This window comes from Paenarthrobacter sp. TA1.8 (assembly GCF_048595705.1).
Lineage (GTDB): Bacteria > Actinomycetota > Actinomycetes > Actinomycetales > Micrococcaceae > Arthrobacter > Arthrobacter nitroguajacolicus.
Genome location: NZ_CP184287.1, coordinates 4,632,365 through 4,646,298, shown reverse-complemented (window position 1 = coordinate 4,646,298; position 13,934 = coordinate 4,632,365). Strand labels below are relative to the sequence as shown.

General features: G+C 61.8%; 18 protein-coding genes. 9 read left to right on the top strand and 9 right to left on the bottom strand.

Annotated features, from left to right (window positions below; translation table 11 throughout):
- Positions 1–34 precede the first annotated feature (34 nt).
- Positions 35–970: an SDR family oxidoreductase gene (locus ACNAOT_RS21655; RefSeq protein WP_420179351.1), complete on the top strand. Its 936-nt coding sequence runs from the start codon at positions 35–37 to the stop codon at positions 968–970.
- A gap of 47 nt (positions 971–1,017) precedes the next feature.
- Positions 1,018–1,581, top strand: a complete 564-nt coding sequence (locus ACNAOT_RS21650) for a cysteine hydrolase family protein (RefSeq protein WP_420179350.1) — start codon at positions 1,018–1,020, stop codon at positions 1,579–1,581.
- On the opposite strand, the gene ACNAOT_RS21645 is transcribed toward ACNAOT_RS21650, so the two are convergent.
- The 4 genes from ACNAOT_RS21645 to ACNAOT_RS21630 all read right to left on the bottom strand — a co-directional run bounded on the left by ACNAOT_RS21645 (position 1,573) and on the right by ACNAOT_RS21630 (position 3,640).
- Positions 1,573–2,439, bottom strand: coding sequence for an AraC family transcriptional regulator (locus tag ACNAOT_RS21645; RefSeq protein ID WP_420179349.1), 867 nt, complete (start codon positions 2,437–2,439; stop codon positions 1,573–1,575). The two genes, ACNAOT_RS21650 and ACNAOT_RS21645, sit on opposite strands and share 9 nt — an antisense overlap.
- A 176-nt stretch (positions 2,440–2,615) precedes the next feature.
- The gene (locus ACNAOT_RS21640; RefSeq protein ID WP_420179348.1) at positions 2,616–2,876 is read right to left on the bottom strand and encodes a hypothetical protein; all 261 of its coding nucleotides are present in this window, start codon (positions 2,874–2,876) and stop codon (positions 2,616–2,618) included.
- A complete protein-coding gene (locus ACNAOT_RS21635; RefSeq protein WP_178993727.1) occupies positions 2,869–3,138 on the bottom strand; it encodes a GlsB/YeaQ/YmgE family stress response membrane protein in 270 nt (89 codons plus the stop codon). The genes ACNAOT_RS21640 and ACNAOT_RS21635 overlap by 8 nt, the downstream gene beginning before the upstream one ends.
- Before the next feature lie 304 nt (positions 3,139–3,442).
- On the bottom strand, positions 3,443–3,640 hold the full coding sequence (locus tag ACNAOT_RS21630) for a CsbD family protein (protein WP_420179347.1): 198 nt from the start codon (positions 3,638–3,640) through the stop codon (positions 3,443–3,445).
- A 183-nt stretch (positions 3,641–3,823) separates the two neighbouring features.
- On the opposite strand from ACNAOT_RS21630, the gene ACNAOT_RS21625 reads away from it, so the two are divergent.
- Positions 3,824–4,258 (top strand): hypothetical protein, encoded by a 435-nt coding sequence (locus ACNAOT_RS21625; protein WP_420179346.1) that lies wholly within the window; start codon positions 3,824–3,826, stop codon positions 4,256–4,258.
- A 50-nt stretch (positions 4,259–4,308) separates the two neighbouring features.
- Here ACNAOT_RS21625 and ACNAOT_RS21620 read toward each other — a convergent pair whose 3' ends face one another.
- Both ACNAOT_RS21620 and ACNAOT_RS21615 read right to left on the bottom strand, forming a co-directional pair.
- Positions 4,309–5,013, bottom strand: a complete 705-nt coding sequence (locus ACNAOT_RS21620) for an alpha/beta fold hydrolase (RefSeq protein WP_420179345.1) — start codon at positions 5,011–5,013, stop codon at positions 4,309–4,311.
- Between the two features lie 42 nt (positions 5,014–5,055).
- Complete coding sequence (locus ACNAOT_RS21615) at positions 5,056–5,625, bottom strand: YdeI/OmpD-associated family protein (protein ID WP_420179344.1); 570 nt, start codon at positions 5,623–5,625, stop codon at positions 5,056–5,058.
- Positions 5,626–5,864: 239 nt separating this feature from the next.
- Between ACNAOT_RS21615 and ACNAOT_RS21610 the strand changes: the two genes are divergently transcribed.
- The 6 genes from ACNAOT_RS21610 to ACNAOT_RS21585 all read left to right on the top strand — a co-directional run bounded on the left by ACNAOT_RS21610 (position 5,865) and on the right by ACNAOT_RS21585 (position 12,341).
- Positions 5,865–7,343 (top strand): fumarylacetoacetate hydrolase family protein, encoded by a 1,479-nt coding sequence (locus tag ACNAOT_RS21610; RefSeq protein WP_420181210.1) that lies wholly within the window; start codon positions 5,865–5,867, stop codon positions 7,341–7,343.
- Positions 7,336–8,019: a GntR family transcriptional regulator gene (locus ACNAOT_RS21605; protein WP_420179343.1), complete on the top strand. Its 684-nt coding sequence runs from the start codon at positions 7,336–7,338 to the stop codon at positions 8,017–8,019. The genes ACNAOT_RS21610 and ACNAOT_RS21605 overlap by 8 nt, the downstream gene beginning before the upstream one ends.
- A 34-nt stretch (positions 8,020–8,053) precedes the next feature.
- Positions 8,054–9,565 (top strand): 5-carboxymethyl-2-hydroxymuconate semialdehyde dehydrogenase, encoded by a 1,512-nt coding sequence (gene hpaE / locus ACNAOT_RS21600; protein ID WP_310207516.1) that lies wholly within the window; start codon positions 8,054–8,056, stop codon positions 9,563–9,565.
- 103 nt (positions 9,566–9,668) lie between these two features.
- Positions 9,669–10,763, top strand: coding sequence for a 3,4-dihydroxyphenylacetate 2,3-dioxygenase (hpaD, locus tag ACNAOT_RS21595; protein ID WP_420179342.1), 1,095 nt, complete (start codon positions 9,669–9,671; stop codon positions 10,761–10,763).
- A 4-nt stretch (positions 10,764–10,767) separates the two neighbouring features.
- Complete coding sequence (hpaH, locus tag ACNAOT_RS21590) at positions 10,768–11,553, top strand: 2-oxo-hept-4-ene-1,7-dioate hydratase (RefSeq protein WP_420179341.1); 786 nt, start codon at positions 10,768–10,770, stop codon at positions 11,551–11,553.
- The gene (locus ACNAOT_RS21585) at positions 11,538–12,341 is read left to right on the top strand and encodes an HpcH/HpaI aldolase family protein (RefSeq protein ID WP_420179340.1); all 804 of its coding nucleotides are present in this window, start codon (positions 11,538–11,540) and stop codon (positions 12,339–12,341) included. The genes hpaH and ACNAOT_RS21585 overlap by 16 nt, the downstream gene beginning before the upstream one ends.
- 14 nt (positions 12,342–12,355) lie before the next feature.
- Here ACNAOT_RS21585 and ACNAOT_RS21580 read toward each other — a convergent pair whose 3' ends face one another.
- The 3 genes from ACNAOT_RS21580 to ACNAOT_RS21570 form a co-directional block, all read right to left on the bottom strand.
- Positions 12,356–12,727, bottom strand: a complete 372-nt coding sequence (locus tag ACNAOT_RS21580; protein WP_179016806.1) for a nuclear transport factor 2 family protein — start codon at positions 12,725–12,727, stop codon at positions 12,356–12,358.
- Between the two features lie 126 nt (positions 12,728–12,853).
- Positions 12,854–13,288: an acyl-CoA thioesterase gene (locus tag ACNAOT_RS21575; protein WP_017198826.1), complete on the bottom strand. Its 435-nt coding sequence runs from the start codon at positions 13,286–13,288 to the stop codon at positions 12,854–12,856.
- 52 nt (positions 13,289–13,340) lie between these two features.
- Positions 13,341–13,844 (bottom strand): GNAT family N-acetyltransferase, encoded by a 504-nt coding sequence (locus ACNAOT_RS21570; protein WP_420179338.1) that lies wholly within the window; start codon positions 13,842–13,844, stop codon positions 13,341–13,343.
- Between the last annotated feature and the right edge of the window lie 90 nt (positions 13,845–13,934).

Genomic DNA, 13,934 nt, shown 5'->3' with positions numbered 1-13,934 from the left:
CACCGTGCCGTGCAATCTGAAAAGGGGCAGAACCATGACTCAAGGTGATCCGAACCAGACTGACAAGCCGCAAACCGACGGGAACCGTCTCACCTCCCCACCGTCAGACCCCCGCCGCGGGTACCACTCGGGCGAATTCCCCCAGCAGGAGCAGGAACAGCCGGGCCTCACCAAACCACTGGATCCGCAACCGGACCATGGCGAGAAGAGTTATGTGGGGCACGGACGCCTGCAGGGTAAGACCGCGTTGATCACCGGCGGTGACTCCGGCATCGGCGCTGCGGTAGCCATTGCCTACGCGCGCGAGGGCGCCAACGTGGCCATTAGTTATCTTCCGGAGGAAGAGGAAGATGCGCAGTCGACGGCGGATTGGATCCGTGAGTGCGGAGCGCAAGCCCTGCTGTTGCCCGGTGATGCGCGGGATGAAGGCTTCGCGGCGGAGATTGTGCAACGTACAGTGCAGGAGCTTGGTGGGCTCAACGTGGTGGTTTTGAACGCGGCTTACCAGAAGAACCGCGAAGGCCTGGAAACCATACCCACGGAGGAGTTCGACCGTGTCTTCAAAACCAATCTGTACTCGCTGATCTGGACGGCGCAGGCAGCCATTCCGCATCTCCGGCCGGGCGCCTCGATCATTGTCACGGCATCCATCCAGGCGTTTAATCCGTCCGCCCAGTTGATCGACTATGCCATGACCAAAGCGGCCCAGGTGGCCTTCACCAAGGCCATGGCCGAGGAACTCGGGCCCAAGGGGATCCGCGTCAATGCAGTGGCGCCTGGCCCTATCTGGACTCCACTGATCCCAGCCACCGAATGGCCGGACAAGCTCCCCACCTTTGGGCAGGACACACCCCTGGGTCGTGCCGGCCAGCCTGCCGAGCTGGCGCCAGCCTACGTGTTGCTGGCGTCCGATGAAGGTTCCTATATTTCGGGAGCAGTCCTTCCCGTCACGGGCGGGAAGGGACTCTGATCTCTGCCCGGGCGGATTGTTGAGGTTTAGGTTTAGGGAGTACAACGATGATCGCTGTGGTGGTGATCGACATGCAGAACGCCTACTTCGAGGACCCTGCTCTCAAGAGGCGCCAGGAAGAAATTGTTGCTGCCTGCAATTCGTTGACCAGCGCAGCGCTCCAAGCCGGGTCCAAAGTGCTCCTGGTAGGAACAGTGCATGAACGGGACAAATCCACATGGAGCCTGAACATGCTCGACGATGATCAGGGATTTATCTTCAGGGGCAGTGAGCAGGCCGAGTTCGTTCCCGGACTGCTCACTGCCGATCATCCCCGGCTGGTCAAGACCCGGGACAGCGCCTTTTTCGGTACAGATCTTGCCATGCGCCTGAGGAACTGGGGCGTCGACACCGTCATTCTTGCCGGCATTTCAGCCCATAACTGCATCGCCCAAACGGCCGCTGACGCCTTTGCCCACAACATCAAGGTGATTTATGCGGCCGAGGCCATTGGGACAGAGAACGCGGAAGCCGCAGAGTCCGTACTGCGGGTCCTCACCCGTGAATACCGGCAGAACGTGTTGCCCTTGGATGAAATTCGGCAGCTTCTGGGATCAGCTCCCTCAGCGTAGTTCTTCCCTTTCAATGGGGATCCACAGTTGCCCGCGGCCATGCGTGCCGCCGGGTTCCACCTGGACGCTGAGCATTTCCGGACCCTGTGCCCACCTGTAGGGGTTGGCAGGAAACCATTCCGTGGCGGCATCAGCCCACATACCCTGCAGGACTTCCGGGAACTTTCCCTCGGCTTCAAAGACCACCCACAGGCCGGCCGGGACCTCCATGGACTCGAAACCTTCCGGGACCGGTTTCGTAGAGGCTACTGCGTGCCAGTAGTCCAGTTCGCTTCCCTCGATGCGCTGCTCTTCGATGTTGTCAGTGACTGAGAGCGGGCCTGCGGGATCCATGTCCGCAATCTTCAACAATTGCTTGGTGACAGCGGGGTCCAGTCCTCGCTGGAAGTCGATGATGGCTTGATTGGGTCCCTCGTGGACCAAAGGGACACGGGCTTTCAGGCCTATGAGGCGGAAAGCAGGTTGATCTTCTATGCGGTGCTTCATGTCGGCGTTTCCTTCAACTCGGAGGTGGAACCTCAATTGAGGTTGGGAATGGAGAACCGCGCCCGGCAGTCGTGCCTCAGAGGGGCTCAACCCGTGCAGGGCTTTGAACGCACGGGTGAATGCCTCTGCCGATCCGTACCCATAGCGGACGGCAACGTTCAGCACAGTCCCGCCCTCGAGGATTTCCGCAGTGGCTGCCGTCAGGCGCCGCCTGCGGATGTACTCAGATATGGGCAGGCCAGCCAGGGAGGAGAACATCCGGCGGAAGTGGTACTCGGAGGTCAGGGCAGCACGAGCCAAAACACCTACCTCGATATCCGAGGTGAGGTCTTGCTCGATGAGCTCTATGGCCCGATTCCAACCCTGCATCATGCCTCCGTCTTGCACCCGGTGCTCCATCCTTTTCATCGACGCTACGCGGACTTCCGAGTCGATGCCCCAACAATCCATGCCCGAAAATATCAGGCCACACAATGTATGAACCCGCACAACGCAAGAACCCGGAGACTGCATCTGCAGTTCTCCGGGTTCTTGGCTGTATTCAGTTGTTACGGTCGACTGGAGCCTGAAGCTTCTTCGTCCGGTTCGGAGGAGAAGGGTCGGTCCCCAGGGATGTCTTCCGTGTTCTTTTCATCCAGTTCGGCGTCAGCCGAAGGTACCGTCTTCTCGGCGTAGTCACCTTCGGTGTAGTCGCCTCCGGCATCTTCCTTCAGTGTCTCCGGGGACACACCTGTGTCTCCGTAGTCGCCTTCGGAATACTGGCCTTCGAGTTCGTCGCCGTTGGCGTCGCGGTTCTGGTTGTTAGCCATGGTGGGTCCTGCGGTTGGTGACCAGGCCGTAGATCAGCAGCACAATGATGGAGCCGCCGATAGCCAGGAGCCATGTGGTGAGGGAGAAGAATTCCTGCAGGCCCGTGTTAAAGATGAGCCCGCCGATCCAGCCACCCAGGAGTGCGCCGACGACGCCCAACAGGAGGGTGACCAGCCAGCCGCCACCCTGGCGGCCGGGAAGAATAAGCTTTGCGATAGCGCCGGCCAAAAGACCGAGCAGAAGAAAACCAAAGAAACCCATTTTTGCTCCTACTTTCTTGTTGATGGAAATTCCATGAACGTGATGAAGCGAGTATGTTCATCGGGTGCCTGTTCCAAGGTGTAGGCACCGTAATGGGGCCCCTGGAGGCCCTATGGAATGTGGGGATTGGAACTATTTATGCAACCCCGATGAATTTATGAAATGCAGCCAATAAAGCACTCCTGCCGATTGGGTCGGACTCGGTACTACACCAGCAACGCTAGCGGCTCCCGGGGCAAGTAGCAAGTAACCTGACTATTAGTCAGCCCTTGCTTGCGGGCCCCGAATGCTGCGGATTCGCGGTCTAGTGGCCCTTGAGGGAGTCTTTGACTCCTTGAGCTGCGTCCTTGACTTTCTCGCCGGACTGCTTGAGGTTTGCCTCAGATTGTTCGCCGACGCCCTCGGCCTGCAGGTTCCTGTCGCCGGTGGTTTCGCCGGTCTTTTCCTTGATCTTGCCGCCTGCTTCTTCGGCGGCATTATTAATCTTGTCACCCAGTCCCATGGTTTCACTCCTCGGGTTTCATGCGGCTACTTCCTGCGGTTATCCGCTGGTTGGCATAACAGTTTAGTCGAATGTTTTATTTCGGCAAATCACTATTAACCGGCCTGCAATCAATGGGCAGGTGACACGGCATGCCCGGCAGGGATAGTGTCAAGGAATAACACCTCGGAAGGAGTGATTGCTGTGAAAGGCAAAGCATTGTTCGCCGTCGGCGTGGCTGTCGGCTACGTATGGGGATCGAAGTCCTGGCCGGAGGTGTACCGGCGGGTCCGCGGAGGCACCGAGAAGCTTTGGAAGAACCCTGAGGTTCAAGAGAACGTGCACCAGGCCACGGAAGCAGTCCAGGAATCCGTGCCGGACGTTCTGGACAATCTGTATGAGGCCGGCAAGAAGTTGCTGGAAAAGGCAGAAGCGATGTTCCCTGGCATCACTTCCCCCAAGGCGGGTCAGCATACTGACTCCTCTTCCAGCAGCAAGCCCACCGTCACCACCGTCCCTACTATCAAGTCGGACGTGGTGTCCGACCCTGCCTTGGATGACGCCACGGGAAGTGACTGGACAGGCGAGGGCGGCGCTGCGCCGGAAGGTCCGGCGACCAACACGCCGCCCAAGGCCTGAACTCTCCTCACTGAGGGCAGCCGCGTCGGGTAAGTGCCGCCGTCGGAGGTCTATTTGGCGCGTTCGACCGCCGTCAGGATCGCCTCACCCAGCTCTTTGGGTTTGGTGAACTGAGGCCAATGTCCGGTGGGGAGGTCGAGGTACTCGACGTCCCGGATCCTGGCCAGTTCTGCCGTGAACGGGTGCCCGGCATCCATCCACTCCTTGAGAAGCGACGACGGGAACTGGCAGGCGATGATCGTGGCCGGTACGTCGTAGCGCCGGATGTCGCTCAGGTGTTGCTGGTCGAAGGCAACGCCCTTGGGCTCCGGGATGGCCCGTACCCGGAACGCGTCCTTGAGGTCGTCAGTCAGGTCTACGAGGTCTTCTTCCTCGAACAACTCCCATGGCGGCAGCGGGACGTCGTCGCCGTCGTCGGGCAGTTCGTCATTGATGACCCCGCCCTCACCGAGCGGTCCGCTGTCAACGTAAATGGCGCGGGCCACTCGGTCCGGGCGGGCATCTGCTACGCCATGGATGATGGCGCCGCCACCTGAATGGCCCACCAGGATGACCTTGCCGTCGAGGGAGTCTACTTTCGCCACCACGGCGTCGATGTGGGTGCGAAGGCCGATGCCCGCGCGTGATGCGTCCACCGACTCCAGCCCCGGCAGCGTCAGCGGATGAACCGTGTGGCCGGCTGCTTCCAGCGGTGGCGTCACCTCCTCCCACGACGACGTGTCCAACCAGAAACCGGGTACAAGGATGATGTCCATGCCGGTACCCTACGGGAGCCCACCGACAGTTTGTAAGGGCAGCTAGCTCCTCACCGCCAGCGTCTCCACTGCCTTCGCCAGGATCTTGGCGCGCGACTCCGTGGAGCGAGCTTTTAACACCTGCAAAATGATGAGGTAGCGCTCTGTCTTGCCCAGATTTTCAAAGGTTTCCTTGGCGGCCCGGTTTCCGGCGAGTGCGGCCTGCAGGTCCTCCGGAACCTCTGCGTTGGCTTGCGAAACGTAGGCGGCTTCCCAGCGGCCATCAGCTTTGGCTGCATCTATTTCGGCGTACCCGGCAGGTTGCATGCGTCGTGCCCGTATCAGTGCTTCCACTTTGCCCACGTTCACTTGGGACCACGAGCTTCGGGCCCGACGTCGGGAGTACCTTTGCAGGAATGTCTTGTCGTCGTGGCCCTTGCGTTGGCCGTCGATCCAGCCGAAACAGAGGGCGCCGTCCAAGGCTTCCTGTATCTCAATGAGTCCGGCGCCCGAGTTCTTTTTCCCGATGACAAGCCAGGCTTCGGCCTTGGTGTTGTGGTTCGCGGAGAGCCAGTCTTCCCACTCCGCGCCGCTGGCAAATCTCAGCAGCTCCGGCTCACTCTTCTGCTCCATGCTGCTACCTCCCCACTGCTCCTGGTTCAAGTACCAGCATCCCCCAAGTAGGTAGCAGCAGAGGCCGTGTTGGACGCTCAAAACGCCTCAGCTGCTACTTAGTTGGGTTTTGGGGAGGGGGTTGACGCAGATCACGTTTCCGGTCCATAGTTATCGTATACGATTTCGTACTTGATGCAGCCTGAGGAAGAGGAGGCGCCGTGACACTGGAGTTCCGGACCCAGGAAGTCAGCCAGGAGATGCTGGCCCGGACGCGCAAAGTCATTGCGGTCCACATCAACTACCCCAGCCGCGCGGCCCAGCGCGGGCGTACTCCCGAGCAGCCGTCCTACTTCCTGAAGCCTTCCTCGTCGCTGGCAATCGGCTCCACGGATGCTCCCGGAACGGTTGAGCGCCCGGCCGGCTGCGAACTCCTCGGCTACGAGGGCGAGATCGCGTTGGTGATCGGCAAGACCGCCCGCCGTGTCGGGTTGGAGGATGCCTGGAGCCACGTCGAGTGGGTTACCGCGTCCAACGACCTCGGTGTCTACGATCTCCGTTACGCAGACAAGGGATCCAATGTCCGGTCCAAGGGCGGCGACGGCTTCACTCCCGTTGGCCCGGCACTCATTCCTGCCGACGCCGTCGACCCCACCGATTTGCGGATCCGCACCTGGCATAACGGTGACCTGGTCCAGGACGATACCACCGGGGACCTGCTCTTCCCGTTCGCACAACTCGTCGCGGACCTCTCCCAGCTACTCACGCTCGAAGAGGGCGACATCATCCTCACCGGCACCCCGGCCGGCGCCTCGGTAGCCAAGCCGGGCGACGTCGTCGAGATTGAGGTCACCGGAGGTGATTTCAGCAGCGGCCGCCTGGCCACCAAAGTAACGGAAGGCACGACGCCGTTCGCGGACTTTGGTGCCCGTCCCAAGACCGATGACACCCAGCGGGAAGAAGCGTATGGATCGCGGGAGGCGGCTGGTCTGGAGGCTGCAGGACCGGAGGCTGCTTCCGTCCTGACGCCGGAGCTGAAGGCGAAGCTGGAGTCTGTCGCCACCGCCACATTGTCGTCCCAGCTCCGTAAGCGCGGGCTGAACAATGTGAGCATTGACGGCTTGCAGGCCACCCGCCCGGACCGCAAGGTGGTGGGCCTGGCCCGGACCCTGCGCTATGTGCCCAACCGTGAGGACCTCTTCAAGACCCACGGCGGCGGCTTCAATGCCCAAAAACGGGCCATCGACTCCGTGAATGAGGGCGAAATCCTGGTCATGGAAGCCCGCGGCGAGAAGGGCACCGGCACCGTCGGTGACATCCTGGCGCTGCGGGCCCAGGTCCGCGGGGCCGCTGCGATCATCACCGACGGCGGCGTCCGGGACTACTCCGCTGTGGCCGATCTGGAGATGCCCACCTACTTCGCCAACCCGCACCCGGCAGTCCTGGGACGCCGGCACATTCCGTGGGACACCGACATCACCATCGCATGCGGCGGCGCGACCGTTCAGCCGGGCGACATCATCGTGGCCGACTCGGACGGCATCCTGGTGATCCCGCCGGCCATCGCCGAGGAACTGGTGGACGACTGCATCCAGCAGGAAGAGGAAGAGACGTTCATCTTCCAGATGGTCCAGGAAGGCAACAGCGTTGATGGGCTGTACCCGATGAACAAGGAATGGCAGGCACGCTACACGGAATGGTCGGCCAGCCAAAGCCCGGAAGGAGCCTCAGGTGACTGAAACCGCCGTCGGAAGTCCTGCCCTGAAAGCTAATCCCGAAAGCAAGTCCCAACAGGCGTATGCCGCCGTGAAGGCGCGCATCGTGGAAGGCGCGTACACCCCGGGGTACCGGCTGGTGCTCGCGAAGATCGCCGAGGACCTGGGCTTCAGTGTGGTGCCGGTCCGGGAGGCGATCCGCCGGCTTGAGGCCGAAGGGCTGGTCAAGTTCGAGCGGAACGTGGGCGCTACGGTGGCCGGAATCGATCCCACCGAATACCTGTACACGATGCAGACGTTGAGCATCGTGGAGGGCGCTGCCACGGCGTTGTCGGCACCGCTGATCGATTCGGTAGCCGTCGCCCGTGCTCGTGCGGTGAACGAGGAAATGCGGGAGTGCCTGGAGCACTTCGATCCCGTCCGCTTCACCGCGCTGAACCAGGACTTCCACAGCGTCCTTTTTGAGCACTGCCCCAATCCGCACATTCTTGACCTGGTGCATCGGGGATGGAACCGGCTGGCCTCGCTTCGTTCGTCGACTTTCCGGTTCGTTCCCGGCCGCGCGCAGGAGTCGGTGCGCGAACACGAGGCCTTGCTGCAGCTTATTGAGGGCGCTGCAGACGCCGACACCATCGAAAAAGCAGCCCGCCAGCACCGCGCAGCCACCCTGGACGCCTACCTGGCCCAAGCCAAACAGTAACCACCGCCACTGATCACTAGTTAGGACTTCAACGATGACGACCTCCGTAGAGACCGCCAAGCACTATATTCCCGAGAACCTTCCGTCCCATATCCAGCACTTCATCAACGGCGAGTTCGTTGATTCGGTATCCGGCAAGACCTTCGACGTCCTGGACCCGGTATCGAACGGCAACTACGCCACCGCTGCTGCCGGCCAGAAAGAAGATATCGACCTCGCCGTCGCCGCGGCCCGCGAAGCATTTGTCAATGGTCCGTGGCCGAAGATGAAGCCGCGTGAGCGTGCCCGGGTGCTGAACAAGATCGCCGACGCCGTGGAAGCCCAGGAGGCCCGCCTCGCCGAACTCGAAACCTTCGATACCGGCCTGCCGATCACCCAGGCCAAGGGCCAGGCGCTGCGCGCTGCCGAGAACTTCCGCTTCTTCGCGGACCTGATCGTGGCCCAGTTCGACGACGCCATGAAGGTCCCGGGCTCGCAGATCAACTACGTGAACCGCAAGCCCATCGGCGTCGCTGGCCTGATCACGCCGTGGAACACCCCGTTCATGCTGGAGTCTTGGAAGCTCGCCCCGGCTTTGGCCACCGGTAACACCGTGGTCCTCAAGCCGGCCGAGTTCACGCCACTTTCAGCCTCGCTCTGGGCTCAGATCTTCAAGGACGCCGGCCTCCCTGACGGTGTGTTCAACCTGGTCAACGGCCTGGGTGAAGAAGCCGGCGATGCCCTGGTGAAGCACCCGGACGTGCCGCTGATCTCCTTCACCGGTGAGACCACCACGGGCCAAACGATCTTCCGCAACGCAGCCGCCAACCTCAAGGGCCTGTCCATGGAGCTCGGCGGCAAGTCACCGTGCGTCGTGTTCGCTGACGCCGACCTGGACGCCGCCATCGACTCGGCACTGTTCGGTGTGTTCTCCCTCAACGGCGAACGCTGCACCGCCGGCTCCCGCATCCTGGTTGAGCGCGCCATTTACGACGAATTCTGCGAAAAGTACGCCGCCCGGGCCAAGAACATCGTGGTGGGCGATCCCCACGATCCCAAGACCCAGGTAGGTGCCCTGGTTCATCCCGAGCACTACCGGAAGGTGGCCTCTTACGTGGAGATCGGCAAGTCGGAGGGTCGGCTCCTGGCCGGCGGAGGCCGACCCGACCACCTGCCTGAAGGCAACTACATCGCACCCACGGTGTTTGCCGACGTCGCGCCTGACGCGCGGATCTTCCAAGAGGAGATCTTCGGTCCCGTCGTGGCTATCACGCCTTTCGAGAACGACGACGAAGCCCTCGCCTTGGCCAACAACACCAAGTACGGCCTGGCGGCCTACATCTGGACCCAGAACCTGACCCGGGCCCACAACTTCTCCCAGAACGTGGAGGCCGGCATGGTGTGGCTCAACAGCCACAACGTCCGCGATCTGCGTACTCCGTTCGGGGGCGTCAAGGCCTCCGGTCTTGGTCATGAGGGCGGCTACCGTTCCATCGACTTCTACACCGATCAGCAAGCCGTGCACATCACGCTCGGCTCCGTCCACACGCCCAAGTTCGGCGCCTAGTACCCGACTAGGTCGCAATAGTGCGCGTTTTGAGTCTCCAAAACGGCATCTACTGCTACTCAGTTGGGTTCCCACACCACCCTTTCAACGAAGAGAGAATCCCATGAGCAACTTCACCGGCCCCATCCCCACTCCCGCAGTCCCGGCTCCGGACATCGTCCGCTGCGCCTACCTGGAACTCGTGGTCACGGACCTGGCCAAATCCCGCGCGTTCTACGTTGACCTTCTGGGCCTGCACGTCACCGAGGAGGACGAGAACACCATCTACCTTCGCTCCTTCGAGGAGTTCATCCACCACAACCTGGTCCTCCGCAAGGGACCCGTTGCCGCAGCCGCAGCATTTGCCTACCGGGTGAAGTCCCCGGCCGAGGTGGACGCCGCCGAGGCGTACTACCGCGAGTTGGGGTGCCGGGTTGAGCGCCGCAAGGAAGGCTTCACCAAGGGCGTGGGCGATTCCGTCCGCGTGGAAGACCCGTTGGGCTTCCCGTACGAGTTCTTCTACGACGTTGAGCACGTCGAACGCCTCACCCAGCGCTACGACCTCTACTCCGCCGGCGAACTCGTCCGGCTGGACCACTTCAACCAGGTGACCCCTGACGTCCCGCGCGGCCGCAAATACCTGGAGGACCTCGGCTTCCGCGTCTCGGAAGACATCAAAGATTCCGACGGCGTCACATACGCCGCGTGGATGCACCGCAAGCAGACTGTGCACGACACCGCCCTGACCGGTGGCAACGGACCTCGCTTGCACCACATCGCGTTCTCCACGCACGAGAAGCACAACATCATCCAGATCTGCGACAAGATGGGCGCCCTGCGCATCTCCGACTGCATCGAACGCGGCCCCGGACGCCACGGTGTGTCCAACGCGTTCTACCTCTACATCCTTGACCCGGACGGCCACCGTGTGGAGATCTACACCCAGGACTACTACACCGGTGACCCGGACAACCCCACCGTCACCTGGGACGTCCACGACAACCAGCGACGCGACTGGTGGGGCAACCCCGTAGTCCCGTCCTGGTACACCGAGGCCTCCCTGGTCCTGGACCTCGACGGCAATCCCCAACCCGTGATCGAGCGTACCGACGCCTCGGAAATGGCGGTCACCGTGGGCGCCGACGGATTCTCCTACACTCGTCCGGACGGGGCCTCCGGCGAGGCTGCCGAGGGTTTCAAACTGGGAGCGCAGGTCTAAAGCCATGCTGGACGCGAAAACGATCGAAGCCATTGCCGACGAATTGCTCGAGGCCGGACGCAACCGCAAGCCGGTACCGCGCCTCACCGCCCGCTACCCAGGCATGACGGTGGAGGATTCCTACGCCGTGCAGCAGTTGTGGATGCGGCGGAATGAGGAAGCAGGGCGCACGTTGGTGGGGCGTAAGATCGGCCTCACGTCCAAGGCCATGCAGGCCGCCACGGGCATCACGGAGCCGGACTACGGCGCCATTTTTGATGACATGGTCTTGGAGACCGGATGCTCCGTGGAATGGGACAAGTACACCCATCCCCGGGTTGAGGTGGAGCTGGCCTTCGTGCTCAAGTCCGGTCTCAAAGGACCGGGCTGCACCATTTTCGATGTCCTCAACGCAACCGACTACGTGGTTCCGGCCCTCGAAATCCTGGACTCCAGGATCGAGATGGAGGGCCGGACCATCGTGGACACCATCTCGGACAACGCCGCGATGGGCGCCATGGTGGTGGGCGGCCGCCCGGTGCGGCCGGATGCCGTCGACCTCCGCTGGGTCTCCGCCATCCTGTACAAAAACCAGACCGTGGAGGAGACCGGAGTGGCTGCCGGAGTGCTCGATCATCCGGCCAACGGAGTGCATTGGCTGGCCAACAAGATCGCTGCACACGGGGACTCAATGAAAGCTGGAGATATCATCCTCGCGGGCTCGTTTACACGCCCCTTATGGGTGTACAAAGGTGATACCGTACACGCGGACTACGGACCGTTGGGAGTTGTGACATGTCACTTCAGCTGAGCCCCACCTTCTATTCGGCCCTTGGTGACGCGGGGCGTCCGCTGGCCGGCATGTGGGTGTGTTCCGGAAGTCCGCTGGTTGCAGAGATCTGTGCCGGCTCGGGTTTGGACTGGCTGCTGATTGACGCAGAGCATAGCCCGAACGGCCTCGAATCCATCGTGGCACAGCTTCATGCCGTGAGCGGCTACCCTCTGCAGGTCATGGTCCGGCCGCCCGTGAATGACACAGTGCTAATCAAGCAGTATTTGGACCTCGGCGTGCAGAACCTGCTGATCCCCATGGTGAACTCAGCATTTGAGGCAGCCACCGCCGTTGCCGCTGTTCGTTATCCGCCGCTTGGCGTCCGTGGTGTTGGCTCGGCACTTGCCCGAGCCTCGCGTTGGAACCGCGTCCCGGACTACTTGGCCAACGCCTCCGACTCGATCAGCCTCACCGTTCAGATCGAGTCCGAGGCCGCGGCATCCGCCGTTGAGGAGATCCTTGCCGTCGATGGCGTTGACGGCATCTTCCTTGGTCCCTCGGACCTCGCCGCTTCAATGGGCCTGCTGGGACAGCAGGAGAATCCCCTGGTGAGGGCCGTCGTCGAGCATTGCCTTGCAGCCGCGAAAGCAGCCGGAAAACCGGCTGGCGTAAACGCCTTCAACGAGGCAACTGCCCGCGCATACCTCGACGCCGGTGCCTCCTTTGTACTGGTCGGCGCCGATGTCGCTGTTCTTGCCCGCGCTTCCGAGGGCTTCGCATCAACGTTCATTCCGGTGCCTGAAGTGGCTGAGCGCGAAAGCTACTGAGCCAGTTGCGCGGGCTAGCTGGCCGATGACTTCTTGCGGGCCATATACCACTCCGTGAATTCGCGGGCGCGACCGTCCTCGGCGAAACGGATAACCCAGAGGTTGTCATAGGTGGGCTCGCCATTCAGGTACGTGGTGAGGCCCTGGACGAACACGGTGTCACCATCCTGTCCGAGCAGCGTCCATTCGAAGGTCCAGTCCTCGGGCTTGTCGCCGGCGTCTGCCCAGGCTTTGACGATCTCGTCGTGGCCGTTCCATTGTTTTTCGGTGTTCGGCCGATCGGAATAGACGGCATCTTCAGTAAACAGGGCACGGATATCGTCGGGGTCATTCGAGGTCCACGCGCGTACGTACTGATCCATCCAAGAGTTCACGTCGTTGGTCATTTATCCGTTCTACCCTCCGATGGCCTGGGGTTCAACGGTGGCTTGCGCTGTTTGCCCAACGTTCCTGCTTGGTTGGAGGGCTGGTTACACGCCGCCAAGCTGCGGGAACGCACGACGCCGGGTGGTTTAGTCCTCGTCCAGGGTTTCCGTGAGGTGGTGCGTGGGAATGCGGTCGCGATCGTACGTAATCTCCGTGTAGCCGTGCGGCTGGGGGCGGCCATCGGCGCCGAGATTCACGAAGACGATTTCCTCGATGGTGAGGATCGCCTCCCGGGTGATCATATTGCGGACCTCGGCCCGCATGGTCAGGGACGTGCGTCCGAAGCGTTTCGCCGTCAGGCCCATCTCCACCAAGTCGCCCTGGACCGCGGAGCTCACAAAGTTGATCTCGGAAATGTACTTGGTGACGGCGCGGCCGTTGCCCAGTTGGAGGATGGCGTAGATCGCAGCCTCTTCATCGATCCACTTAAGCAGGCTGCCACCAAAGAGTGTGCCGTTGGCGTTAAGGTCCTCGGGCCGCACCCATTTGCGGGTGCGAAAGGTGATGTCTGCTTTTTCCATAATCCGAGATTATCGAACCGGCGCAACCTTCGCTTGATATTGCGCCCGTGACCTAGGCCATTGCAGTGTGCGACGCGCTGTGTGAGTCGATCCGCTTGGAATAGCAATACGACTCGCTAACGCCAACGTAGGGACCAAAATTTGGCACGGCGGCAAACCCCGCACTTTCATAGAAACTCCGCCCATCCGACTGGGCCGATCCTGCCTCAGCCGCGATCACACTGAACCCATGGGAATGAGCCTGCGCTTCGAGCGCTGCGAGGATCGAACTCGCCACTCCCGAGCCTCGGGCATAGGGGACAACGTAGAGCCGCTTGATCTCGACGGTCTTCTCATCCAGCATTCTCAGGCCGCCGCAGCCGAGAGGTTGGCCGGAGCACTTCTCGTAGGCCACAACGAATACTGCGGTGTCGGCCTCCGACGGCGGGGGACCGGGCTCGTGATCAGTGGTTCCGAACCTGGCATCGAGTTCTGCCTGCTGTGCGGCGCGGAGGTCTGCGCCCACGGGGTTCGCCCAAGTTACCTGCCGGATGTTGAGCCGTGGGTTGGTCTGCATCTTGCCTCATTTCGCCGGGTTTCGGGGAGGTGTCTATGCGTCTTAAGCCTAGGGAACTGTGGTTACCGCGGTGTTTCATACGCGTAAGCG

Excerpts from the sequence above, each read along its gene's own strand:
- ACNAOT_RS21655 (WP_420179351.1), top strand. The coding sequence starts at position 35 with ATGACTCAAGGTGATCCGAACCAGACTGACAAGCCGCAAACCGACGGG.
- ACNAOT_RS21650 (WP_420179350.1), top strand. The coding sequence starts at position 1,018 with ATGATCGCTGTGGTGGTGATCGACATGCAGAACGCCTACTTCGAGGAC.
- ACNAOT_RS21645 (WP_420179349.1), bottom strand. The coding sequence starts at position 2,439 with ATGATGCAGGGTTGGAATCGGGCCATAGAGCTCATCGAGCAAGACCTC.
- ACNAOT_RS21640 (WP_420179348.1), bottom strand. The coding sequence starts at position 2,876 with ATGGCTAACAACCAGAACCGCGACGCCAACGGCGACGAACTCGAAGGC.
- ACNAOT_RS21635 (WP_178993727.1), bottom strand. The coding sequence starts at position 3,138 with ATGGGTTTCTTTGGTTTTCTTCTGCTCGGTCTTTTGGCCGGCGCTATC.
- ACNAOT_RS21630 (WP_420179347.1), bottom strand. The coding sequence starts at position 3,640 with ATGGGACTGGGTGACAAGATTAATAATGCCGCCGAAGAAGCAGGCGGC.
- ACNAOT_RS21620 (WP_420179345.1), bottom strand. The coding sequence starts at position 5,013 with ATGGACATCATCCTTGTACCCGGTTTCTGGTTGGACACGTCGTCGTGG.
- ACNAOT_RS21615 (WP_420179344.1), bottom strand. The coding sequence starts at position 5,625 with ATGGAGCAGAAGAGTGAGCCGGAGCTGCTGAGATTTGCCAGCGGCGCG.
- ACNAOT_RS21610 (WP_420181210.1), top strand. The coding sequence starts at position 5,865 with ATGCTGGCCCGGACGCGCAAAGTCATTGCGGTCCACATCAACTACCCC.
- hpaE (WP_310207516.1), top strand. The coding sequence starts at position 8,054 with ATGACGACCTCCGTAGAGACCGCCAAGCACTATATTCCCGAGAACCTT.
- hpaD (WP_420179342.1), top strand. The coding sequence starts at position 9,669 with ATGAGCAACTTCACCGGCCCCATCCCCACTCCCGCAGTCCCGGCTCCG.
- hpaH (WP_420179341.1), top strand. The coding sequence starts at position 10,768 with ATGCTGGACGCGAAAACGATCGAAGCCATTGCCGACGAATTGCTCGAG.
- ACNAOT_RS21585 (WP_420179340.1), top strand. The coding sequence starts at position 11,538 with ATGTCACTTCAGCTGAGCCCCACCTTCTATTCGGCCCTTGGTGACGCG.
- ACNAOT_RS21580 (WP_179016806.1), bottom strand. The coding sequence starts at position 12,727 with ATGACCAACGACGTGAACTCTTGGATGGATCAGTACGTACGCGCGTGG.
- ACNAOT_RS21575 (WP_017198826.1), bottom strand. The coding sequence starts at position 13,288 with ATGGAAAAAGCAGACATCACCTTTCGCACCCGCAAATGGGTGCGGCCC.
- ACNAOT_RS21570 (WP_420179338.1), bottom strand. The coding sequence starts at position 13,844 with ATGCAGACCAACCCACGGCTCAACATCCGGCAGGTAACTTGGGCGAAC.